Source organism: Patiriisocius sp. (assembly GCF_051252435.1).
Classification (GTDB): domain Bacteria; phylum Bacteroidota; class Bacteroidia; order Flavobacteriales; family Flavobacteriaceae; genus Patiriisocius.
In genome coordinates, this window is record NZ_JBPOFW010000001.1 from 738,921 (window position 1) to 763,508 (window position 24,588).

At 35.3% G+C, this 24,588-nt stretch carries 23 protein-coding genes; 19 read left to right on the forward strand and 4 right to left on the reverse strand.

The window, feature by feature from the left end; genetic code table 11:
* The first annotated feature begins 28 nt into the window (after window positions 1-28).
* From ACSHW7_RS03325 to ACSHW7_RS03370, 10 genes are all read left to right on the forward strand, one after another.
* Window positions 29-964 carry a glycosyltransferase gene (locus ACSHW7_RS03325; protein ID WP_435677892.1) on the forward strand — a complete coding sequence of 312 codons (936 nt, stop codon included), beginning with the start codon at window positions 29-31 and terminating at the stop codon, window positions 962-964.
* Window positions 903-1,871 carry a hypothetical protein gene (locus ACSHW7_RS03330; RefSeq protein WP_435677893.1) on the forward strand — a complete coding sequence of 323 codons (969 nt, stop codon included), beginning with the start codon at window positions 903-905 and terminating at the stop codon, window positions 1,869-1,871. The genes ACSHW7_RS03325 and ACSHW7_RS03330 overlap by 62 nt, the downstream gene beginning before the upstream one ends.
* Window positions 1,834-3,039 carry an O-antigen ligase family protein gene (locus ACSHW7_RS03335; RefSeq protein ID WP_435677894.1) on the forward strand — a complete coding sequence of 402 codons (1,206 nt, stop codon included), beginning with the start codon at window positions 1,834-1,836 and terminating at the stop codon, window positions 3,037-3,039. The genes ACSHW7_RS03330 and ACSHW7_RS03335 overlap by 38 nt, the downstream gene beginning before the upstream one ends.
* Window positions 3,029-3,895, forward strand: coding sequence for a heparin lyase I family protein (locus ACSHW7_RS03340; RefSeq protein WP_435677895.1), 867 nt, complete (start codon window positions 3,029-3,031; stop codon window positions 3,893-3,895). Before ACSHW7_RS03335 ends, ACSHW7_RS03340 begins: the two co-directional genes overlap by 11 nt.
* 19 nt (window positions 3,896-3,914) lie before the next feature.
* Window positions 3,915-4,664, forward strand: coding sequence for a WecB/TagA/CpsF family glycosyltransferase (locus ACSHW7_RS03345; RefSeq protein WP_435677896.1), 750 nt, complete (start codon window positions 3,915-3,917; stop codon window positions 4,662-4,664).
* 66 nt (window positions 4,665-4,730) lie between these two features.
* A complete protein-coding gene (locus ACSHW7_RS03350; RefSeq protein ID WP_435677897.1) occupies window positions 4,731-5,948 on the forward strand; it encodes an O-antigen ligase family protein in 1,218 nt (405 codons plus the stop codon).
* Between the two features lie 156 nt (window positions 5,949-6,104).
* On the forward strand, window positions 6,105-7,418 hold the full coding sequence (locus ACSHW7_RS03355) for a UDP-glucose dehydrogenase family protein (RefSeq protein WP_435677898.1): 1,314 nt from the start codon (window positions 6,105-6,107) through the stop codon (window positions 7,416-7,418).
* Window positions 7,418-8,404, forward strand: a complete 987-nt coding sequence (locus ACSHW7_RS03360) for a UDP-glucuronic acid decarboxylase family protein (protein WP_435677899.1) — start codon at window positions 7,418-7,420, stop codon at window positions 8,402-8,404. Before ACSHW7_RS03355 ends, ACSHW7_RS03360 begins: the two co-directional genes overlap by 1 nt.
* Before the next feature lies 1 nt (window position 8,405).
* A complete protein-coding gene (locus ACSHW7_RS03365) occupies window positions 8,406-9,761 on the forward strand; it encodes an exopolysaccharide biosynthesis polyprenyl glycosylphosphotransferase (RefSeq protein WP_435677900.1) in 1,356 nt (451 codons plus the stop codon).
* On the forward strand, window positions 9,730-10,539 hold the full coding sequence (locus tag ACSHW7_RS03370; protein ID WP_435677901.1) for a glycosyltransferase family 2 protein: 810 nt from the start codon (window positions 9,730-9,732) through the stop codon (window positions 10,537-10,539). Before ACSHW7_RS03365 ends, ACSHW7_RS03370 begins: the two co-directional genes overlap by 32 nt.
* Window positions 10,540-10,560: 21 nt before the next feature.
* Here ACSHW7_RS03370 and ACSHW7_RS03375 read toward each other — a convergent pair whose 3' ends face one another.
* Entirely contained in the window at window positions 10,561-11,880 is a 1,320-nt protein-coding gene (locus tag ACSHW7_RS03375) for a phenylacetate--CoA ligase family protein (protein ID WP_435677902.1), read from the reverse strand.
* A 91-nt stretch (window positions 11,881-11,971) separates the two neighbouring features.
* Between ACSHW7_RS03375 and purD the strand changes: the two genes are divergently transcribed.
* From purD to ACSHW7_RS03390, 3 genes are all read left to right on the forward strand, one after another.
* On the forward strand, window positions 11,972-13,240 hold the full coding sequence (gene purD / locus ACSHW7_RS03380; protein WP_435677903.1) for a phosphoribosylamine--glycine ligase: 1,269 nt from the start codon (window positions 11,972-11,974) through the stop codon (window positions 13,238-13,240).
* Window positions 13,241-13,459: 219 nt separating this feature from the next.
* Window positions 13,460-15,046 (forward strand): hypothetical protein, encoded by a 1,587-nt coding sequence (locus ACSHW7_RS03385; protein ID WP_435677904.1) that lies wholly within the window; start codon window positions 13,460-13,462, stop codon window positions 15,044-15,046.
* Window positions 15,039-16,376, forward strand: a complete 1,338-nt coding sequence (locus ACSHW7_RS03390) for a T9SS type A sorting domain-containing protein (RefSeq protein WP_435677905.1) — start codon at window positions 15,039-15,041, stop codon at window positions 16,374-16,376. The genes ACSHW7_RS03385 and ACSHW7_RS03390 overlap by 8 nt, the downstream gene beginning before the upstream one ends.
* Before the next feature lie 101 nt (window positions 16,377-16,477).
* Here the strand turns inward: ACSHW7_RS03390 and ACSHW7_RS03395 are convergent, their stop codons facing one another.
* The gene (locus ACSHW7_RS03395) at window positions 16,478-16,729 is read right to left on the reverse strand and encodes a DUF6341 family protein (protein ID WP_435677906.1); all 252 of its coding nucleotides are present in this window, start codon (window positions 16,727-16,729) and stop codon (window positions 16,478-16,480) included.
* 40 nt (window positions 16,730-16,769) lie between these two features.
* Between ACSHW7_RS03395 and ACSHW7_RS03400 the strand changes: the two genes are divergently transcribed.
* The 5 genes from ACSHW7_RS03400 (at window position 16,770) to ACSHW7_RS03420 (ending at window position 21,557) form a co-directional block, all read left to right on the forward strand.
* Complete coding sequence (locus ACSHW7_RS03400; RefSeq protein ID WP_435677907.1) at window positions 16,770-17,708, forward strand: DUF6427 family protein; 939 nt, start codon at window positions 16,770-16,772, stop codon at window positions 17,706-17,708.
* Between the two features lie 109 nt (window positions 17,709-17,817).
* Window positions 17,818-19,050 carry a DNA cytosine methyltransferase gene (locus tag ACSHW7_RS03405; RefSeq protein WP_435678259.1) on the forward strand — a complete coding sequence of 411 codons (1,233 nt, stop codon included), beginning with the start codon at window positions 17,818-17,820 and terminating at the stop codon, window positions 19,048-19,050.
* Between the two features lie 74 nt (window positions 19,051-19,124).
* Window positions 19,125-19,748: a hypothetical protein gene (locus ACSHW7_RS03410; protein ID WP_435677908.1), complete on the forward strand. Its 624-nt coding sequence runs from the start codon at window positions 19,125-19,127 to the stop codon at window positions 19,746-19,748.
* A gap of 79 nt (window positions 19,749-19,827) precedes the next feature.
* On the forward strand, window positions 19,828-20,439 hold the full coding sequence (locus ACSHW7_RS03415) for a DUF4254 domain-containing protein (protein ID WP_435677909.1): 612 nt from the start codon (window positions 19,828-19,830) through the stop codon (window positions 20,437-20,439).
* 83 nt (window positions 20,440-20,522) lie between these two features.
* Window positions 20,523-21,557, forward strand: coding sequence for a glycosyltransferase family 9 protein (locus ACSHW7_RS03420; protein WP_435677910.1), 1,035 nt, complete (start codon window positions 20,523-20,525; stop codon window positions 21,555-21,557).
* A gap of 90 nt (window positions 21,558-21,647) precedes the next feature.
* Here the strand turns inward: ACSHW7_RS03420 and ACSHW7_RS03425 are convergent, their stop codons facing one another.
* Window positions 21,648-22,391, reverse strand: a complete 744-nt coding sequence (locus ACSHW7_RS03425; protein WP_435677911.1) for a lysophospholipid acyltransferase family protein — start codon at window positions 22,389-22,391, stop codon at window positions 21,648-21,650.
* A gap of 104 nt (window positions 22,392-22,495) precedes the next feature.
* Here ACSHW7_RS03425 and trpS point away from each other — a divergent pair, with 104 nt between their 5' ends.
* Window positions 22,496-23,464: a tryptophan--tRNA ligase gene (gene trpS / locus ACSHW7_RS03430; RefSeq protein ID WP_435677912.1), complete on the forward strand. Its 969-nt coding sequence runs from the start codon at window positions 22,496-22,498 to the stop codon at window positions 23,462-23,464.
* On the opposite strand, the gene dprA is transcribed toward trpS, so the two are convergent.
* A complete protein-coding gene (dprA, locus tag ACSHW7_RS03435) occupies window positions 23,461-24,567 on the reverse strand; it encodes a DNA-processing protein DprA (protein WP_435677913.1) in 1,107 nt (368 codons plus the stop codon). The genes trpS and dprA overlap by 4 nt on opposite strands.
* Window positions 24,568-24,588: the final 21 nt, after the last annotated feature.

Sequence of the window (24,588 nt, forward strand, 5' to 3'; positions counted from 1 at the left end):
AGTTCTTACTAAAGAAGTGTTGGTTTTTTTGAAAAGAGAGAAAAAGTTAAAGGTCAAACACCAGCAGATAAGGACATTTTGGAAATCAAAATTTCAAATATTTGATTTTATAGGATGGGTTTTTAAATTCCCAATATCAACATACGGTTATGATGTGATTAGTATTCATGCAACAAAAGACATGCACTTCTATTTTGCTCCTGTTTTGATATTTTGGTTGCGTATTTTAAACAAAAAATATGTCTATCACTGTTTTGCTGGAAATTTTCATAAACAATATGACCAAAAAAACAAGTTCCATAAAAAAATAATTAAAGCAACAATTTTAAAAGCAAATACACTTTTTTTTGAAACTAAAGAAATGGTTGCTTTTTTTTCTGAAAAAACAAAGAGCGAATGCGTTTGGTTGCCAAATTCTAGAAAACCACAAAAAATTGAACTGAAAAAATTCGAAAAAAAATTTGTGTTTATCTCCAGGATTTTACCTTGTAAAGGAATAGAAGAACTAAAAGAAGCAATAAAGCAATTACCAGACGAATATTCGCTGGATTTCTACGGCCCTATAAATAATGATTATTATAGTGAAAATTACTTTGAAAATACTAGAATTAATTATCGTGGTATTTTGAAACCTACTGATGTTGCTCAAACAATTAAAAAATATGATATAATGGTATTACCTACTTATTGCTATGGAGAAGGATACCCAGGAACTATAATTGAAGCTCTTTCAGTAGGCAAACCAGTAATAACAACAAAATTTAATTCTATTCCTGAGATAATTGTAAATAATTTAAATGGAAAAACAGTGCCAATAAAGGATAGTAACGCATTATATAAAGCAATGTTTTTTTTTGATGAAGAAAACTATCCAAAATATGTAAGTGCTGCCATAGATAGCTTTGATGATTTTAATAGTGATAGAGTATTTGAGAAATTTACAAACAGTTATATTAATGTATAATAAACTTAAAAAGGCAATCTATGTGACTATTACACTGCTAATAGGATACTTGTCGTGGGATTTTGCCAATAAAGAAAGCCGAAACTTTCCAAGCTTAAATTATGATTGGTCAAAAGAAAGAGTTGTTAATGACTTCGGATATGTAACAATTGATTCGTTTTCAGATAATTATTTAAAATTAAAAGTTGCTGAAGAAGAAACATTCCAGCCTACGAATACTTTTTCCATTTATAATGAGGCAAAAAGTTATTACTTTAGATTCAGGTACGTTCTTTTAAGTAAAAACAATGTTGTCTTCAAAGATTTGTTTTGGTTAAATGATCAACCAGAGACCGGTATCAAAAATTTTAAATTAAAGGAGGTCGATTTGCCTATTAAAAGCGTATTGGAACCTAAAATTGTAACAATTGGTGATGAGTTACTATTTCAGAATGAAGCAAAATATTTTAGAAGAGAAATAAATAGAAGGATAAACATAAAATTTGTTGGCAATCATAAAGATTTATTTGGGTATGAATATTATTACCTAGATAAAATAAATTTTTCTCTTTTAAACAAAGAGTTTTACAATGTTCCTAAAGCTCAAAACATATTAATATTTTTTAAACCATCAAACGATATTGAGGACGAGCTTTTATCTCTACAACAATTAATAGATCAAATAGATAAAAACAAAAATGTTGAAAAAATCATTGTCATGTCTATACCTATATTTGACGAGAATAAAATAAACTATATGCTCTTCAATAAAAAAATTCCGCAGTTAAAAAACCATAGTAATAAAGTTGTCTACTTTGATGTAAATAAATTTTTGAAAGTCTCGCCATCAAACTACCGTGATGATAAAAACGAAATTAGTAAACAAGGATATGAAAAACTGGCTAAAGAAGTTTCAAAATTATTTTAAGCAACAAGCCAATAAAGAATTCCATTTTTTATTGGCGCTTGTATTAGTCTTAATAACCATTCCATTACCTAAATACAATTTAAATTCTCAAGCTATAATAATGCTATGTATAGCTTGGCTTTTATTAAATACATTTTCTGAAAAATTAGCTTTGCTCAAGAAAAATATTAGATATTTTTTCATTTTAGTAATTCCTTTTTTAGTGTACTTGGCAGGAATGATATATACTGACAACCCCGCTAAAGGTATTTTCGAGCTAATGAAAATAGCTCCATTTTTACTTTTCCCTATTATATTTTCTACAATTGATTACAAATTTATTGATGTTGAAAAAATACTTTCATATTTTCCAATTGGAGTTTTTATAGCATCATTACTTGCAATAGCTAAAGCTTCCTTTTTCTATTTTTCTAACTTAGGGGATTATTTCTATTATGATCAGCTTGCCTTGTTTTTAAATAAGCATACTACCTATTTTTCCTTTTTCGTGGTTATAGGTATTTTCTTGTTGATAAAGGATATGAGAAAAGCACTCATTTTAAATATAGCATTAATATTCTTCTTTATTCTAATGCTTTATTTTTTGAGTGTTAGAATCAGCATCGTTGCAATAACAGTAGTTTTTATTTTTTTCATTTTAAGCACTCTTGGAGGTATGAAAAAAATCATCACTCTCCTATTAATTCCTTTAGCAATTGTTTTTGTTATAAATACACCAAATTTTCAAAAGCGATTTGAACCAAGTAACACCGAGGTTACTAGTATGGAAGATATTGATTTTAGAAAACTACATTGGAAATCTGTGATTCAATCAATTAATAAAAAACCATTATTTGGTAGAGGTACAGAGGGTAATAGAGATGATTTATATGATATTTACAGAAAAGAAAAACTAACAGCGGCATATGTAGAAAATTATAATGCACACAATCAATTATTAGAAATTGGGTTAGATTTTGGAATTTTAGGGATTATAATTTTTTTAATATATATAGCTTTGTTGATTCGTATTTCAATTATTAATAGTCAGTTTTTTTTATTACAAATCATTATCATTTCTTTAATTTATACCTTGACAGAATCTATTTTTGTTAGACATAGTGGAATTGTCTTGTATACGTTTTTGATTTCATTTCTTCTATTAGAACCAAGTAAACATGAAGGTTAAAGTTTTTATAACAATATTTTCTACAGTTACTTTATTTATTAGCTGTAATGATGTTTCAGAGACAAAACGCAACTCTAGCGAAACAAAAACTATTAATATAAACTCAATATCAAAAAATAAAACTATAAAAATTATTGAAGATGATTTTGAGGGCCCTTTAAAAAAAATTTGGAAAAAAGAGCAACAAGATTCATCTAGAATATTAACTGTTTCAGACCCTTTAAATAAAAACAATAAAGTACTGAAGGTTGATTTAAATATTGGTGATTATGCCAGTGGAGGTTTAAGAACCGAAGTGTTATTTGAACCAAAAGACTCTTTTGGTTATCAAACAAACTACTCTTTTAAATTTTTATTCCCTGATGATTTTTTTAAAAAGGGTGAGAAAAAGGGTTGGTTTATCATTCATCAATGGCATGATGCTCCAGCACCTGGATTCAATTGGAAAACCTACAATCGTATTACAGCACCCCCCATTCATCTTTTAGTTGAGCACAATCCTAATGGTGATTATTACCTAATATTTAAAACAGGTTTGAAAATAGGTAGTATGGATGAAATTTACTCAGTTTTTTGGAAGGAAAAATTGAAACCAAATGAATGGTATGAGTTTTCGTGCGAAGTTTTGTGGAGTTTGTATAATAGTGAAGGATATGCTGCACCAAAATTAAATGGAGAACCACCTTATGATTTCTCGGATGAGGTTACTCAAAAAAGAGTAAAAGTAATGAGAAGGAATATGTATAATTCAATCCCTAACTATTTTAAAATGGGCCTTTATAGGTCTAATTATGAGGAGTATAACAGGACTATTTATTTTGACGACTTAAAATATAACTCATTTAGGGTGAAATAGTTAATTCAAAAAGAAGACTTTGCAAAAAAACACAAAATTACGTTTCCTCAACACCACCATCCACAATCTCACCATGAAACAAACCATTGAGACTGTAGACAATGCTGTCGCACAAAACAGACAACTCCAACACGTAGTTGTAAATGCAGGCAAAATGGTAGCGATGCAAAAAGATGCTCAATTGAGAGAAAGTGTCAATAGCAGCGACATTATTAATGCAGATGGGCAAGCAGTAGTTTGGGCAAGCAGGTTTTTAGGAAAGCCTTTAAAAGAACGTGTGGCAGGAATAGATTTAATGCAAAACCTTGTAGAGCTTGCGCATCAAAAAAAGTATAAAATATTTTTACTTGGTGCAAAAGAAGAAGTAGTTAGCAATGTAGTAAAGATATATACTGAACAATACAGCAACGGTTTAATAGCGGGCTATAGAAATGGTTATTTTAAAAGAGAAGACGAACCAGAAATTGCAAGACAAATTGCCGCAAGTGGTGCCCAAATATTATTTGTAGCGATTACTTCTCCCATTAAAGAAAACTTCTTATACAACCACCGAGAAATTTTAAAAGATGTCAATTTTGTAATGGGCGTAGGGGGCAGTTTTGACGTAGTCGCCGGAGTTACAAAACGAGCTCCACTGTGGATGCAAAAAGCGGGGTTAGAATGGTTTTATCGCTTTGCGCAAGAGCCAAAACGTATGTGGAAACGCTACCTCGTAGGAAACAGTAAATTTATATACTTAGTCCTCAAAGAAAAATTAAAAGGAGCATAAGGATTTCCCGAGATAGTTTTTTACCTTCACGGGCATAACGTAACAGAGCTCAACCATAAAGCAACGATGAGAATACTTCTTTCTTCCATATATCCATTTGCATTTATGTTGTTGTTTTTCATCATCCCTTTTGATGATTATATACGTGCGTTGCCCAATATTTTAATCATAATTTTGATTGTCACATTTCCGTTTGTGATAAAGAAAGAGCACATTGGTAAATTGAGAAAATTACCCACAATGCTGTTTATTGTTTTCTTTCTTTACATAGTTTTAGCCGCTTTAGTAACTGGAAGAATAGAATCCGACTTTAACATCATTAAAAAAATAGGAATTGCAGCGGGTTTATTAGTTTTATACCTGCCAGTATATCATGACCGCAAGGTTCAAAAGGCAGTAATGTTTTCAGCATTGGCGGCGGTATTGTTTTCAGTGGTCAGTATTTTTTACGCAGCAAATACAAATGTTAATTTTGAATTTGGTGACACCCAAATGGTCATCGAAGCGTTGCTCATTGATAGATTATATTTAGGCCTTATAAGTGTGTTGAGCATCATATTTTCTTATTTCGCGATGCGTAAGGATTACCACGATCACAACAAATATTATTTAGCAAATATTGTAATCAATGGTTTGTTTATTGCGCTGGTAGTTTCAAAAATTGCGGCAATAGTTTGTTTGATAATTTTCATTGTCGCACAACTTTATGCCAAGAAAAAACTACAGCGCACAGCAGCAGCAATTGCAGGAATAGCAATTGTTTTTTGTGCTATATTTTTCATAAAAAGTCAATTTAACTCCAGTGATACCGTTGGTTTCAAGAAGGAGGTGGGCTCTTTTGTCAATGATTCAAATACATGGAGAACTAGAAAGGTAACTTGGGATTGTTCGTTAAAGAATATTCAAGAACAAGGTTTCAACTTTTTAGGTGTTGGATTTCAAAAAACAAAGGATGATTTGATAGATTGTTATCAAACCGATATTGAAGACGATAGCGAAAAAGCCGTATTTGTGGGCGAACGTTATAATTCACATAACCAATTCTTAGATATTTACAGCAGTACGGGATTCATTGGGTTTCTGTTATTCATGGCATTCTTAGTTGCTACATTCTTTACAAATAAAAAGCAATTTTTCCCCACGGCTATAATTGTCACTTTAGTGTTGTATTGCCTGGTTGAAAATTTATTCCATCGTCAAATGGGAGCGTATTATTTTGGGTTGATGCTTATAATATTGCTAGTTTCAAACAATAACCCACAAAACAAAACGCTAAAGGATTGATAAAGCCAACGCAAAGTGTATTTTTGCTTCGGAAATTTCAAGATATTAAAATTTCTGAAGAAATATGAATATCCACAATGCTTTGTCGTCTAGATGTTCACCAATTTTTTAAAATAAGTTTATTAAAGAAACCGTAAGTAAAACGGAATTTAGAATATGAAAATAACAGTTGTAGGAACAGGATACGTAGGTTTAGTAACAGGAACCTGCCTCGCCGAAACCGGAAACGAAGTAGTATGCGTTGATATTGACGCGGATAAAGTAAACCAAATGCAATCTGGCACCGTGCCTATTTATGAGCCACATTTAGATGTTATTTTCGACCGAAATATTAAGGCGGGAAGACTCACGTTTACCACATCGCTCGACGAAGGATTGGCACATGGCGAAATAATATTCCTTGCATTACCCACCCCAGAAGACGAAGACGGTAGCGCAGATTTAAGATACGTTCTTGGCGTAAGTGATGAGATTGGTAAAAAAATTAAAAGCTACAAAGTAATCGTTGACAAAAGCACGGTACCTGTTGGTACTGCAGGAAAAGTACAAGCAACCATCGCTAAAAACGCAGGGTGTGATTTTGATGTAGTTTCAAACCCAGAATTTTTAAGAGAAGGATTTGCCGTAGACGACTTTTTAAAACCCGAGCGCATCGTTGTAGGTTCAAGCAGCGAAAGAGCAACCTCGTTGATGAAAAAACTATACAGCCCATTTGTTCGTTCAGGCAATCCAATAATAATCATGGATGAAAAGAGCGCCGAACTTACAAAATACGCTGCAAACTCTTTCTTAGCAACAAAGATTACGTTCATGAATGAAATTGCAAATTACTGCGAAGCCGTTGGTGCAGACGTTGACAAAGTGAGGATAGGTATGGGATCTGATAGCCGTATTGGAAAACGTTTTCTTTTTCCAGGGATAGGCTACGGAGGTTCTTGTTTCCCAAAAGACGTAAAGGCACTTCAAAAAGCTGGTCGTGATTCAAATTATGAATTTAAAATTTTAGACTCGGTCATTGAAGTTAATGATGAACAAAAAACAATTTTATTACCTAAAATCGATAAATATTTCAACGGAAACTTAAAAGGAAAAACAATTGCCGTTTGGGGATTGGCATTTAAACCCGAAACCGATGATATTCGTGAAGCACCTTCATTGTATATGATGAAAGGATTGCTAGAGCGTGGAGCGTCCTTACAAGTTTTTGACCCGGAAGCAATGCCAAATATTAGAAAGCGTTTTGGCGAAAAATTACAATACGCAACAGGCATGTATGAAGCATTAGAAAGTGCAGATGCCTTGCTAATTTGTACAGAGTGGAGCATTTTTAGAACACCCAATCTAGAAAAAGTAAAGCAACTATTACAACAACCTGTCATCTTTGATGGGAGAAACCTATACGACACAAATGATATGCAAGATGCCGGATTTGACTATGTTTCCATAGGAAGAAAAGAAATAAAAGTATAATGAAGACAGTTTTAATAACAGGTGCAGCAGGGTTTTTAGGATCCCATTTGTGTGATAAATTTATTGCTGAGGGCTTTAAGGTCATTGGGATGGATAATCTTATTACTGGCGATAAACGCAATCTTGAACATTTGTTTAAATTAGAGCAATTTGATTTTTACCATCACGACGTGACCAAGTTTGTGCACGTAGCAGGAAAGGTGGATTACATTCTACATTTTGCATCACCCGCAAGCCCTATCGACTACCTTAAAATCCCTATCCAAACGTTAAAAGTGGGTTCTCTTGGAACCCATAATTTGTTGGGATTGGCAAAGGAGAAGAATGCCCGTTTTATGATTGCATCGACCTCTGAAGTATATGGTGACCCTTTAGTACATCCTCAAAAGGAGACGTACTACGGAAATGTGAACACCATTGGACCTCGTGGAGTTTATGACGAAGCAAAACGTTTTCAAGAATCAATTACAATGGCATATCATCGTTTCCATGGATTAGATACTCGTATTGCCCGAATCTTTAATACGTACGGTCCAAGAATGCGACTTAATGATGGTCGTGTAATTCCAGCATTTATTGGGCAGGCATTGCGAGGTGAAGATTTAACAGTATTTGGAGATGGTTTACAAACAAGGTCATTTTGTTATGTTGCAGATCAAGTAAACGGCTTGTATAAATTACTCTTGAGTGATTATACAAATCCCGTAAACATAGGAAACCCAGAGGAAATCACAATTCTAGATTTTGCAAAAGAAATTATTAAGCTCACAGGAACAATTCAAAAAATCGTTCATAAAGAACTTCCAAAAGATGATCCTCTGCAGCGTGAGCCAGACATTACCCTCGCACGTGAAATTTTAGGATGGGAGCCAAAGGTTTCAAGAGCAGATGGAATGAAAGTAACCTATGATTACTTTAAAAGCCTTTCAAAAGAGGAGCTCCATAAAAGTGAACATAAGGATTTCTCAAAGCATATAAGAGCTTAAAATGATCTTCAAAAAAGGTAGATACTCAGGGTTCTTAAGGCCCATTTCTTATTTAATAGATTTAGCGGTGATACATATATTCGCTTATCTATTTCTTGGAGGCGGCACTGAATTTTTGAACTACACAATTTTTGTCACAATAGCTTGGATTGTAACTTCATTGATTATCAATTTCTATGAGATTTACAGATACACTAAAGCGATAAAAATAATATCGCTTGTCTTCAAACAAACAATGATGTTCATGCTCATTGTTTTTGCCTTTTATGGGTACTATTTTTCTTTGAAACAAGATGCCGGCGCCGTTGTTAAGTATGTTTTTACGGTAATGGGAATAATTTCAGCAATAAAAATTGCTATCTATTATTTGCTCAAAAAATACCGAACACTGCTGGGTGGGAATAATAGAAATGTAGTAATCGTTGGTTTAAACGAAAAGACAAAAGAGTTAGAACATTTTTTTAATGATAACTCAGAATATGGGTATCGTTTGATGAAATCTTTTATCCTCAAAGGGGATAAAAAGACTTCTTTAGATGCAATTTTTGCATATATATCAAAAAATGAAATTGATGAGATTTATGCTTCGGTCGGTGATCTGAGTGAAGAAAAAATGGCTAAGCTTATTGAGTTTTCAGATAATAATTTGAAAATTTTAAAATTTCTTCCAGATAACAAAGAAATATATGGTAAGCGACTAGACTTTACGTATTATGGCTATCTGCCTGTTCTTTCACTTCGCAAAATACCAATGGACGAACCGCTCAATAAGTTTATAAAGCGGTCATTTGATATCGTAATGTCCCTTTTTGTAATTGTGGGAATTCTTTCATGGCTAACACCACTGCTCGGTATACTCATCAAATTAGAATCTAAGGGCCCCGTTTTTTTTAAACAAAGAAGAAACGGTCTCGACTATAAGGAATTTTATTGTTATAAATTTCGCTCGATGAAACCCAATCCTACGGCAGATTTACATCAAGTTAAAAAAGGGGATGAACGAATTACTAGAGTGGGCAAGATTATTAGAAAAACAAGCATGGATGAATTACCTCAATTTATCAATGTGCTTAAGGGCGATATGAGCGTGGTGGGACCTAGACCTCACATGGTAAGCCATACACATATGTATGCAGAGCGTATCGACAAATTTATGGTGCGCCACTTTATCAAACCAGGAATCACGGGATTAGCACAAGTAAGTGGCTATCGAGGTGAAGTTGAGAGCGATAAAGACATTATAAACCGTGTGAAATATGATATCTATTATCTAGAAAATTGGTCTTTAATTATGGACCTTAAAGTTGTTTTTCAAACCATTTATAATGCAATCAAAGGAGAAGAAAAAGCCTATTAATTTTAAAGCACATCCGCTCATCTCCATTATTACACCGCTGTATAATGCAGCCCCGTTTATTGCCCAAACAATTGCTTCAATTCAAGCTCAAACCTATTCAAATTGGGAACTTCAAATTGTTGATGATAACTCAAATGACGATTCTGTTGCTATCGTAAAAAGCCTCGCCTTAAATGATAACCGTATAAAGGTAACGGAAGAAAAAGTAAACAAAGGTGCTGCAAATGCTAGAAACAAAGCCACGTCACTTTCCAATGGAACCTATGTTGCATTTTTAGATGCAGACGATTTATGGCACCCGCAAAAACTAGAAAAGCAAATAAATTTTATGCTAGAAAATGAATGCCTTGTGAGTTTTACAAGTTATGTTCATATTGACGGAGCTGGAAATGAAACAGGCAAACGCATCAATGCACTTCCTCAATTGCCCTATAAAAAGCAACACAGTAATAATTACCTCGGAAATTTAACCGGCATGTATAATTGTGCTGTTTTAGGTAAAATAGAGTCGCCTAAAATAAGAAAACGCCAAGATTGGGCAGTATGGCTTGAAGCTATTAAAAGAAGTAAAAAACCAGCAATGGGAATAAAAGAAGACTTAGCTTACTATAGAGTTCACCAAGGAAATATGAGTGGGAACAAATGGAACTTGATTAAATACAATTATGCTTTTTACAAGGACCATTTAGGCTATTCAAATCTGAAATCTTCAATTTATTTATTACGATTCTTCTGGGAGTATTTTGTCAATCGACCTAAACAGATTGAGCGGTATTAAACATTCTTAAAACTTCGCAATTTATTTTTTACTTTTAATCAAATTAACAAACTGTTTTAACTTTCCTCTGTTATTTCTGTCCAAAAACTCCACGCGCTCAAAATTTAAAATCAGGTCATTTTCAAGGTATAGAAATAAAGCTTTTTTAATGTTTTCTTCTTCAATTTCTGTGAGAGGTTTTGTTGAAGTGTAGATGATTTTAAAACGGTTCAATGCATGTTGCTCAATGATAAATTCTTTTACATTTCCGTCGTCCTCAATAACGCTTTTGGTTACATAGTAAAACGTCAATCCGGGTACTTTTTTGCCGTTCTTTAGGACGGCTACATCATTTGATCTTCCAATTAATTCAGCTAATACGGGCTTTTTTAAAGTGCTGTCCTTTGCAAATCTTCCTGTGTCGCCAATGTCATATCGAATCAACGGATGCGCCCTGTTGTAAAGCGAAGTTATCACAATACGCCCAAGTGCTCCATTGGGTAATGCGTTGTCATTTTCATCGAGGATTTCTACAAATAAGGTTTCGCTATTGACCACAAATTCGTCGTCTTGATTTGTGAATGCGATGAGGTCCAACTCACTTGCACCGTATTCGTTGATTACAGGAACGCCAAACACATCTTGCATCAATTTTTTATCGCTATCAAAAAGCATTTCGCTAGTGACCACGCATTGTTTGAGCGTAGGACAAACATCAATTAATGTTATATTTTTTTGCTGAAGAAATTTGGCAAAAAGCACAATGGAGCTAGTATATCCATTAATATAATCGAATTTTTTTCTACGGAAAGTTTTCAAAAACCCCTCCATTTTTTCTTCGGAAAGGTCAAAAATAGGGAACCGATATCTGCTGCTCAATCTGTCTTTCAATCGTTCTTTTTGGTATCCAAATGTATCCAACGGAATTCCATAAAAACGTGCCTGCAAAGAGGAATTAAAATTAATATTGTACCAACCAAATCGATCTAAAATTTCAGCCCACGTAAGCGCATGACAAAATTTATCTTTGGCAAAAATAAATGGGTGTCCACTGGATCCAGAGGTTTTATTGACGTAGGAATTTTTTGGATGAAATCCGTGGGACAATCGCTCTTGTAGCGGACGTTGCAAGTCACTCTTTTTTAACACCGGTATTGCTGCCCAGTTATTCATTTCCGAAGCACCTACAAAATCACGATAGTAGCTGTTTTCTCTCAAATGGTAGTTGACGATTTCTTTTCGAAGTGAATGTACGTATGCTTGATAATCAACCTCGGCGATTGCTTGAATTTCCCGTAATCGCGCTTTGGCTTCCTTGATGGGAAAACCGTTAAATTGCAGGGTGGGTTCAAATAAATTCAAGCGTGAAAATTTAAAGGTGAAATATACAAAACGCTGGGTTACTATTTCGGCAAATTCGTGTTACTTTTGTAGCCTTTAAAACTAGCACGATATGAATATTTTAGTACTTGGATCAGGCGGTCGCGAACACACTTTTGCCTATCAATTAGCAAAAAGTAAGCGTTGTAAAAATCTATTTGTTGCCCCAGGAAATGATGGAACGGCAGCAATTGCGACAAATGTAGCGCTAAGTGTAACCGATTTTCAAGCCATTGAAAAATGTGTGGTTGATAATAAAATAGATATGGTTGTAGTGGGTCCAGAAGACCCGCTAGTACTAGGAATTGCAAACTTTTTTAAAGAAACGCCAACTTTGAAGAGGGTCAAAATAATTGGTCCTTCAAAAAGAGGAGCGCTGCTCGAAGGAAGCAAAGAACGCGCAAAGGAGTTTATGTTGCAACACAATATTCCTACTGCTGCATACGCAAGTTTTACTTCGGAATCTTTAAATGCTGGAAAGGAATTTTTAGAAACATTAAAAGCACCCTACGTTTTGAAAGCCGACGGACTTGCCGCTGGAAAAGGTGTGTTGATACTTCAAGATATTGAGGAAGCCAAAACGGCTCTCGAGGAAATGCTTGGGGGAAAATTTGGAGATGCAAGTAATACCGTAGTCATTGAAGAGTTTTTAGACGGTATTGAGCTGAGTGTTTTTGTTTTGACGGACGGTAAAAATTATAAAATATTACCAACGGCGAAAGATTATAAAAGAATTGGCGAAGGAGACAAAGGACTCAATACCGGCGGAATGGGAGCAATTTCACCCGTGCCATTTGCAGATGAAACATTAATGCAAAAAATTGAAGAGCGAATCGTAAAACCTACTGTCGAGGGATTAAAAAAAGAAGAAATTGACTACAAAGGTTTTGTGTTTATCGGATTGATAAAAGTAGGTGATGAGCCCTTTGTAATTGAATACAATGTACGTATGGGCGACCCAGAAACCGAAGTTGTACTACCAAGAATCAAAACAGATTTAGTGGATGTGCTGGAAGCAACGTATGAGCAAAATTTAGATATTTTACCGTTAGAATTAGATGGAAGAGCAGCAGCTACTATTATGTTAGTTTCGGGTGGATATCCTGAGGCGTATGAAAAAGGAAAAGAAATTACTGGACTTGAAAAGGTTAATGATTCAATAGTATTTCACGCTGGAACAACAAATAAAGACGATAAAATTGTAACAAACGGAGGACGTGTCATAGCGGTAACATCGCTTGACTTAGATTATAAAAAGGCCATTGTAAAATCGTATCAAGAAATTGAAAAGATACAATTTGAAGGGATGTACTTTAGAAAAGATATTGGTTTTGATTTGTAAGTTTTTCATCTAACAGACTATAAATTAATAAGTCATGTTTTTGTATGCAAAAAATTTTCACATAACATTAACATTTAGTTCCAGTGTTGAGTCTGTGTATTCTTTAACTTTATTGAGTTAATTTAAACTATCTGATTATGAAATCATTACCCCCCCCCCTCAAGAGTACTAGCACTGTTAATGTTGCTTTCTAGTTATTGCATATTCTTTTCGCAACAAATGTTATCACAAGAAGATTATATATGTGTTTATGAAGGAGACGACCCTGGTCTTGGCGACCCTGGTGGAGGCTCGCCAGCCGAGCCTCATAATTCTGGTAGTATAGATCCAGCAGATCTTGCCGCATTTGAACCCAAATTATTTAATATGTATTATTGGCAAATCAATGATGCAAATGGTAACTATGGAGAAAATGAAGTGGACGGAGATTTTGTTTTTGAACAGACTGAAATTGACGCATTAAAGTCTATTGCCAAGCTCAATCAAATTTTCAACGAGTACAATATCTTTTTTAAATATAGGGGCGCAGATCAAATGGACAGTCCTAGCACTCTAGTTTCATTTCCTGCCCCGGCATGTTCTGAAACAGCATTGAACAACTTCAATGACCACGGGTTTAGTGTTTTAGATTTATGCTTAAGTGGTGAATTACATTCATATGCTCTAGATTCCGGTAATTATGATGATGGGGCCATCAACGTTTATATTCCCAGTCGCACAACAAGTTTTGGTGGGCAAAGACTTAACTCTGAGGATATAGTAATCAATAGAGCGACACTCAATGAAGGTTCATTTGTCCATGAAGTAGGTCACATCTTGGGTTTATCCCACACCTTTAGTAATTATTATAGTAAGATTACACAGGGCGGTGTAGTAACAACTGCAACAGAGTGTGAACATGTATCGAGAATAATGAGCGACACTAGCTTTAATGCCATACCTATTGATGCCCTAAACAAAGGCAATGGAGATAAAATTTTAGACACAAATGCGGTACCTAACTTTATAAGAGAGTATTGCTGGAACAATGGGATTAATCCAGCGATATCATGGCAGGAATGTACAGACACCATTAACAACAATAATCTACAATATTATAATATTGATAATTGTGACTATATAGGATTTGGTGAAGACTGTGAAGACACTCCATATCAAATTGACCCTGCCGATGTTCAAAACTATATGGCTTACACAGAGAATACCTGTAGAAATCAATTTACTACTGGTCAAGCCATTCACATGCACGAGGATATTGAAGAGTTCTCTAACGATTATAATCGTATCAGGGCTTTAGATTTTTCTAGCTTGTACGAACCTTATAAAGGGAACTATTATTTTGCAGGTCCTTATGACAATGAAACAAATACAGTTTTATTTCAACCCGGCTTTGACTATAAATTTATTCGTTGTGAAGGTAATTATAACGAGCCTGCACCCTACGGAGAGAACTTTTCTTTTTACACGACAGATGTCATCCATGAAGTGGATGCGTATGAATTTGACTTTACAGAATACTACCACCCCAATCACACAGCTGTTGTAATTGAACAGATAGATGATGCCTTTGGCTTTGCGCGTGTTGAAAAATGCTATAATAATACAAATAGGATGGCCAGTGGTGGACGTGTAGTGCGCTTTAATGACGGGGTCATCAATTACAATACGACCACCACTGAAAAAAGTGGAACAGAAATCAACGACCCAACAACCATCAACACCCTTGACCCCGGTCTTTATAAAATTGAAAAAGACTATCAAAATGCACCTACTACACAAACCGTAATACTTAAGGAAAATGAATAAACTTTTATCACTAGCCACAGTACTTATCTCATATTCTTCAATAGCACAAATCTTTGGTCCTCAACAAGTGTTGATTGGTGACCTCTCAAGTGTAGAATATGTAACAGCTGGAGACATGGACGGTAACGGTTTTGTTGATTTGATTGCGGCAGGTGTTTTTGATGATAGAATAGTTCTCATAAAAAATATTGATGGAACCTCCTTTGAACCACCTGAAACAATAGTTCAAAATACCACTTCTAGAGAGACCTTGCCTATTGACATTGACATGGATGGTGATCTTGATTTAGCTTATTCAATTGAAGGGAGTATGGTTAAGTATAAGTTGAACGATGGTAATGGTAATTTTGGACCAGCATTCGTGATTGCCACTATGACCCTAAATGTTTCAGATTTAAAAGCAGTAGATATTGACAATGATGGGGATGAAGATATTCTATTAGGTAGTGCTGGTGTTCAGTCACGATGGTATGAAAATGATGGCGGAACTTTCATAAACACGCATGTAATTTCTGGTCCTGCAGGTCGTTCTTTAGAAGTAGGAGATTTAGACAATGATGGAGATATGGACATCGTGAGCTCAGCGTCTGGAAGTACTACATGTGTGTGGTATGAAAATGATGGGACTGGTGTTTTTTCTGCGCCAAAGACCATACGAGGTGCTGGTTCTGCTGGCAGCTCCGTTTTTGTAATTGATGTAAATGGTGATGGTGCTCTCGATGTTCTATTAAGCGTAAATGGTCAAGAGCAACTTTCATGGTTTGAAAATGAGGGAGGTGTCGACCAATTTGGCTCTGAGCAAATTATCACCAATGACCTTGATTTCGCTATTAGAGTGCATGGTGCAGACCTTGATAATGATGGAGATGTTGATGTAATAGGGTCAGGTGCGAGTGAGTTAGTATGGTTTGAAAATCTAGACGGTATGGGGACTTTTGGAAATAAAAATATTATTTCAAATCAAGTTGAAGGAGCTTTCTCTGCGATTGCTGTTGACCTTGACAATGATGGAGACTTAGATGTCGCCGCAACCTCAAGAAACAATGGTACTGTTGCGTGGTGGGAAAACCTCACTATTTTAGGTGTCGATGGCCCAAAAGCAATGGAGTTTAAAATCTATCCCAATCCCAGTAGTGATTATTTTATTGTACGGGCTACTAAAAACGCTGTCAAAAAATATACGCTCTATGACATTCAAGGTAAAAAGCTTAAAGAATATCCTGCAAATACCACCTATATTGATGCTACGGGACTAAAAACAGGTATGTATATATTGGGGCTCACTACATATAGTGGAGATGTCTTGTATCAAAAACTGATTCGAGAGTAGCAATTGAATTTGTAGATACAACAAGTAAAAAAGGGTAAAAAATAAACCGGCAACTCCAGTTTACTTTTACCCTTTTATACTTATAAACTTAATACTTACTATTATTGATATTTATCACCACCCAAGAAAGAGTGTGAGGTTGAGGTGCGGTCTTCTTCGTTGTTATCATTAAATTTTTTCAACTGTAGCATCCAATATCCAAAAGCCACAAAACCAACTAAAATAAACAGCCAAGAAATAATATTTGCTGCAGCCCAGCTCTCTAATTCAAGTGCTCGCAAAGCATTAAAAGGTGCGAATAAAACATTTTCTGAAAAATCTTGAATACCGTAAAAAACATCTCTTAAAGCCATATCTTTATATTTTGAAATGCAAAAGTATAAATAAGTCCCTATGCTCGCAAGCTTTTTCGGTAAATCTAGCCCTATAAATTATGTGATATTGAGTGTCATCATTTGTTTGGGCTATCTAGCTTTCGTTTTTAATAATGATTATTGGACATTTACCCTGGAAAATGTAGGTGGGAGTATGTTGTTATTAACACTATTTATATTCATGTTATTATTAGTAGATTTCATCATTCGGAAAAATGATGTTACAGGTAACAATACGTTTGCCATATTTATTTTTACATGCTTTTTGTTAATGGTTCCAAGTATTTTTGGGGAAGCCAAAACAGTATTAGCATCCACTTTTTTGCTGCTAGCTACACGTCGAATTCTAAGTTTAAAAACAGGAAAAAACATCGAAAAAAAACTTTTTGATGCAGGAATGTATATCACCATTGCATCTTTGTTTTATTTTTGGTCAATACTCTTTTTTGTAGCATTGTTTATTGCCATTGTAAGATTAGCAAATACCTCATTCCGGCTATTATTTCTGCCGTTAATTTCGCTCCTTTCCGTTTTTTCAATCGTAACAGTGTTTTATTTGTTGAAAGACGATTCATTTTCTTGGATATCAAATTGGCCAGAGGCAAGCAGTTTTAATTTTAAAGCATATAATAAAATGGCAATGCTTATTCCTCTTACCATGTTGCTCAGTCTACTTTTGTGGATGGGAACTAGTCGGTTTTTCCAAATATCATCATTGAAAAAAAAAGAAAAACCAGCTGGTTTTATGATGTTGATCATAGCCATCGTGACAATTTTTGTTTCAGTTTTGAGTCCGCAAAAAAATGGAGCCGAATTGTTATTCTTATTTTTCCCAGTTGCAACTTTCACAACAAATTATATAGAATCTAAAAAAACAAAAGAGCGCTTTATCTTCAACGAGATACTACTTTGGGTCTTGTTGTTATTAGCAATTGTTGTTGGATTTATTCTGAAATAGAAATTATCAAAACTAATTACTCAACACAGAATATTTTTAAGCAAAGCCGAAATGTAACCAGCCTTAATATTTCCGAAGAAAAAAAATGAAAATCCTATCTTGCAATCGCATGAAAAACCAAAAAATTAAAGTTGTAGAGTTGTTTGCCGGAGTAGGTGGTTTTAGACTTGGGCTGGAAAAAAACAACTATGAAATCGTGTGGAGTAATCAATGGGAACCTTCCACAAAAATGCAACACGCATCAAAAGTTTATGAGGCGCGGTTTGGAACAAAAAATCACTCGAACGAAGATATTAACGAGGTAGTCACTCGTGACATTGACGAAATTCCAGACCATGATTTATTGGTGGGCGGATTTCCATGTCAAGACTATTCGGTAGCTACGACCTTGTACAATAGTAAAGGTCTCAAGGGCAAAAAAGGAGTGTTGTGGTGGTCCATTCATCAAATCCTAGAAAAGAAAAAAAACAAGCCAAAATACTTGCTTTTAGAAAACGTAGACCGACTTTTAAAATCTCCAGCCAAACAGCGCGGACGTGATTTTGCGGTAATGCTTCAAAGCTTGAACCAACTTGGTTACGCGGTAGAATGGCGCGTAATAAATGCCGCCGAATATGGCATGCCGCAACGCCGTCGTCGCATTTTCATCCTCGGGTATCACAAATCCACAGCGATTTACAAAGAATTAAAAAAATCTCAAAAATCACATTGGTTATTTTCTCAAGGAACAATTGCCACAGCTTTTCCGGTGAATGAAAACAATGCCATTGAAGAAATGGAATTAAAAGGGAACTTAGTTGAAATCACAAATAACTTTAATAAAAACGGAAAACTCTCCCCATTCCACAATACAGGGTTGTTGATTGACGGAAAAATTTTTACTACGAAAACAGTTCCTAGTTACGAAGGTCCAAAAACAAACCTTGGTGACATTCTTGAAAAAGGAAAAGTTGATTCTGAATTTTTTATTGATAAAACCGACATCGACAAATGGCAATATTTAAAAGGCGCAAAAACCATTGAGCGCATTGCAGCAAACGGTTTTACATACAAGTATAGTGAAGGAGGTATGATTTACCCAGATGCACTCGATAATGCGTCGCGTACTATTATTACTGGCGAAGGCGGAAAATCTCCTTCACGATTTAAGCACGTTATTAACACAAAAGAGGGATTGAGGAGACTCACTCCCGTTGAGTTGGAGCGTTTAAATATGTTTCCGGATAATCACACAAAATTGGAAGGAATCACTTCCGCTAAACGCGCTTTTTTTATGGGTAATGCTTTAGTGGTGGGTGTTGTAGAAAAATTAGGGAAAGCACTTTCAGAAAGAATCAACTAATTTTATCTATATTTAAATCAAACAACTACTTAGTCAAGACTCCCCATTTTAGCTTTAGCAAATAACATTGCTGCATGTCAAAATTTAATTCAGATTTAAGGGATGAACGTATTTTAGCCAATTATTTGGATGCTCTTTATGCTTCGGAAAAGTTAGATTTCCGAAGAAATTTTGACGTCGAAAAACAGCATCGCGGAATTGATGGAATTCTGTACCATAAAGACAAAGAATATATTGTTGATGAAAAAGCACAGCTGCATTACCTCAATAAAGACTTGCCCACATTTACGTTTGAACTATCTTATAAAAATAGCGACGGAAAATTGAAATCAGGTTGGTTGTTTGACACTTCAAAAAAGACAGCATATTATTTTTTGATAACGGGCATATTTCTGAAAAGAGGAACAACAAATCTTTGTAGTGCTGATGATATCAAAAGAGTGAAAGTAACTTCGGTGCATCGTTTCAAGTTGATCTATTTGTTGTTACAACGAGATCTTTCGGAAGCTAAATTAATGGAATATGATGCAAATTTCCGAAGCGAAAAACAATTTGGGAGGCATGAAATCGAAGAATTGGATTCTAGAAAAGAGGGTGTTTTGTTTTATACAGAACATCTTGAGGAGCAACCCATGAATGTACAATTAAGGCTAGAATATTTGATAAAAAGTGGTGTGGCTAAAAAGTTGAATTATTAGCGTCTGGTCTCTTTTAGTGCGAAAAACTCTCACAAAATATGATACCTTTGTAAGTGTAGTATCATTTTAAATTTACCTTATGAGATTCAGCGAACTTGCCAACAAAATATTCCTTGAAGTTATTGTAAAATATCATCATTTAAATACGGTAGACCAACCGTTTGAAAATAAATACGACAACGATGAAAACTTGTTAGAGCATTTATTGTACAGAAAATGCTGGATTGATACCGTGCAATGGCATTATGAGGATATCATTAGGGATCCAAATATTGACCCAATCGCGGCTCTTGCTCTAAAGAGACAGATTGATGCATCAAATCAAGACAGGACTGACATGGTGGAATACATCGACAGTTACTTTTTAGAAAAATACAAAGATGTAACTCCAGATATAAATGCAACGATAAATACCGAAAGCCCAGCTTGGGGCGTAGACCGCTTATCTATTTTGGCTTTGAAAGTATACCACATGAATGAAGAAGCTACTCGAGTTGATGCAAGTGTTGAACACAGAGCTGCCTGCCAAAAAAAGTTAGACATTTTACTAGAACAACGTGTAGATTTAAGCACTGCAATCGACCAATTATTGGCAAATATTGAAGCGGGCAGAAAATACATGAAAGTGTACAAACAAATGAAAATGTACAATGACGACGAGCTTAATCCAGTACTAAGAGGAGGAAAGTAAAAGTGTCTAGTTGAGCGCAGTCGAAACCTACAATGGACTACATTTCTTTTTAAAGTTACCAATTTAACTTATTGTTTTTAATAGTGCCCAAAACAAAACATATTTTAGCAATTCGTCTCTCGGCAATGGGAGACGTTGCTATGTTAGTGCCGGTTTTACGAGTCGTAACCCAAACATACCCAGCGTTAAAAATCACGGTACTCACAAAACCCTTTTTTAAACCTCTTTTTTCTGAAATTTTAAACGTTTCAACTCTTGATGCAAATGTCTATGGCGAACATAAAGGTTTGATTGGGCTATTTAAACTTTCGACCGAAGCGAATAGACTTGGTATAGATTCTGTTGCAGATACGCACAATGTGTTGCGCTCAAAAGTACTTCGGTTTTTTCTATGGCTTCGCGGAAATAAAACAGCCGCGATAGATAAAGGCAGAGCCGAAAAAAAAGCACTTACAAATGCTAATGGAAAACCCATAAAACCTCTAAAAACAACCCATCAACGCTATGCTGATGTTTTTGAGAAATTAGGTTTCCCCATTGAATTATCAACCCACAAATTCCCAGGCAGAAATCGGTTGACTTCGCAATTGCAGGATTTAATAGGGCCACAGCCAAAAAAATTAATTGGCATTGCACCTTTTGCAGCTCACGAAGGGAAAATGTATCGGTTGTCATTGATGCAAGAAGTGATTGAGGATTTGAATGCAACCAATAGATTTAAAATATTTCTTTTTGGTGGAGGAAAAAAAGAGGTCTCTCAACTCAATGACATTGCAAAGGGATTAGAAAGTGTTGTTAGTGTGGCTGGAAAACTTTCGTTTGAGGATGAGTTGAAGCTCATTTCAAATTTAGATGTAATGCTTGCGATGGATAGTGGCAACGGCCATCTTGCGGCAACGTTTGGGATTCCTGTAATAACGCTTTGGGGAGTGACGCATCCTTATGCTGGGTTTGTGCCATTTAATCAACCCAACTCCAACCAAATAGTGGCAGACCGAGATCAATTTCCATTAATTCCGACTTCAATTTATGGGAATAATTATCCAAAAGGCTATGAAAAAGCAATGGACACCATTCCTGTTTCGCTCGTTGTGGAGAAAGTGTTGGGGGTTTTATGATCAACTTCCAGAAAGTTGAAAATTCCAAAGATCACAAATTGTATAGTTCAACCATTTTTAAATCCTAACTGAGAAATAGCCTAATTAGAATTATTTTAAAGATGGATTATTCAACTCCTCTAAAATCACTTCGCGAGTTTTGTTTTTAACTTCGCGTTTGTCTTCTAGCTTGTATCCGGTTGTTGGTATCAAATCTTGAATTTTTGCACGCATTCTACCGGGTGACCCACTAAAAAACTCATAAGAAAAACGCTTTTTATTATCGTGAAAAACCATGGGTGCAATTGGAATTTGATGTTCAATGGCAAGTCTAAAAGCACCATCTTTAAATTCATCTAAAGTCATACTAGTATCATCAGGCACGCCTCCTTCCGGGAAAATACATATACTTAAGCCTTGATTCAATTTACGTTGTGCGCTATCAAAAACATCGCCTCTACTTCTTGGGTTTTTGCGGTCTACCAAGATACAGGTACGTTTATAAAAAAATCCAAACAATGGGATTTTGCTCAACTCTTTCTTCCCCACAAATACAAAAGGATTTTTTGTACAATATAGCATCAACATAATATCGGTCATTGATGTGTGATTTGAGACAAACATATATGATTTTCCCTTTTCATATTTTACGTCGCGTTTGATCTTCAGAAAAAATCCCATTCCAAAAAGAATGACCGTCGCCCAAATACGCGCCATTTTAAAATAATAAGGATACCATTCTTGCTTTAAGATTGATATCACCAAAAAAGGAAACATAATGAGAATAGGCAAAGCCATAAGGATATAAAACCAAATGCGATACAACACAAAGAATGGATACAGCAGTATTCTCATAGGTGCCAAAATTAGCAAATTGGCTGACGTAAGTAGCCTAAAAAAAGTAACTTTGCTAAAATATTGTGTTTAATTTAAAATTCACCTGCTTTTGCAGGCATAAGATGTCAAGAATACTTACAGGAATACAGAGCACGGGAACGCCCCATTTAGGAAATATTTTAGGGGCAATATTGCCCGCTATTGAAATGGCAAATGACCCAAAAAATGATAGTTTTCTATTTATCGCAAACCTGCATACCCTTACTCAAATTAAAGATGCAGAGCTTTTAAAAAGTAATACATATAGCACAGCGGCAGTATGGTTGGCCTTCGGGCTCGATGTTGAAAAAACGGTGTTTTATCGTCAAAGCGATATTCCTCAAGTGACAGAATTATCTTGGTATTTAAGTTGCTTTTTTCCTTTCCAGCGATTGACTTTAGCGCATTCGTTCAAGGACAAAGCAGATAGACTGGAAGATGTAAACTCTGGGTTGTTTACATACCCCATGTTAATGGCAGCAGACATATTATTATACGACGCAAACATTATTCCCGTAGGAAAAGACCAAATGCAACACATTGAAATGACTCGCGATGTTGCCTCTCGTTTTCATGCCCAAATGGGAGAAACTTTTGTGCTGCCCGAAGCGCAAGTTCAAAAAGACACCATGCTCGTTCCTGGTATAGACGGACATAAAATGAGTAAATCCAGAGATAATACTATCAACATCTTCTTGGATGATAAAAAATTGCGAAAGCAAGTAATGAAAATAGAAACAGACAGCACCCCTCTCGAAGAACCAAAAGATTGGAGTACCTGTAACTGCTTTACAATTTATTCTTTAGTAGCTTCGGAAGCTGAAATCGCGCAGATGAAAGCAAACTACGAAGGCGGAAATTACGGTTATGGTCACGCAAAACAAGCACTTTACGAATTAATAGTTGAAAGATTCGCAAAACCCCGCGAACGCTACAACTATTACATGAATAATTTATCTGAAATTGACAAAGCACTACAAGTAGGTGCTGAAAAAGCCGCCAAAGTTGCCAATGATGTTTTAAAAAGGGTACGTGCAAAGTTAGGCTACTAAATCAATTGAAACAGTTTGCCCGGCAGCGGTCTTATAACTCCTTTTAGTTCCATCCCTAAAAGTAAGTTTGCAACTTTATGGGTGGGTAATTGACATTCAATGGCGATAATGTCGAGCAGCTCTTTTTCTTTGTCTTTTAAAAAGTTGTAAATGAGTTTTTCTTCCGTAGTAAACTCAACGAATAAAGAAGTTTGCTGTGGTTTTTTTACTTTGGTTTCAAGTTCCCAACCTAACATATAAATAATATCTGCGGCAGAAGTAACAACTCTTGCTTGATTTGTTTTAATAAGGTTATTGCAACCCACGCTTTGATTATCTGTAGCTCTTCCGGGAACTGCAAAAACTTCTCGGCTGTAACTATTTGCAATATCTGCAGTAACCAAACTTCCTCCTTTTTCAGCACTTTCGATTACAATTGTAGCTTCGCTCATTCCAGCGATAATGCGATTTCGTTTTAAAAAATTGTTGCGATCGAAGGGGTCCGTGCTCCAAAATTCTGAAATAAACCCACCATTTTCTTCCACTTTGGCAACATACTTTTTGTGGACTTTAGGATAAATCTGATTTAACCCATGCGCCAAACAACCTATGGTTTGTAATCCATTGTCCATCGCTGCTTTGTGCGCAGTGATATCAACCCCATAAGCGAACCCCGAAACAATGACTGGATTTATAACGGCCAAATCTTCAATCAACTTTTCACAAAAGGATTGCCCATAGCTTGTCACTTTTCGAGTACCCACAATGCTGAGCAACTTTTTATTCGGAATATCAATATTGCCCGTGTGGAAAAACAAAATGGGCCCATCGAGACAATATTTTAATCTATCGGGATACGTCTTGTCCTTAAAATATGAATACTCAATATTGTTCGCTTCGATAAATTTAATTTCGCTTTCGGCTTCATTTAATAAAAAAGCTTCGTCGAGGTCTTTCACTTTAAACGCGCCAATACCATCAATCTTGAGTAAATTAGATTTTTTTTCTTTGAAAATTGCTTCGGCACTGCCTATGGCCTGTAATAGTTTTTTTGCCGAAGTATCACCCAAGTTTGGCACTCTTTGAAGGGCGAGTGTGTATAAAAGTTCATTTTTAGAAAGCATATTTTCAAATAGTTATGCTAC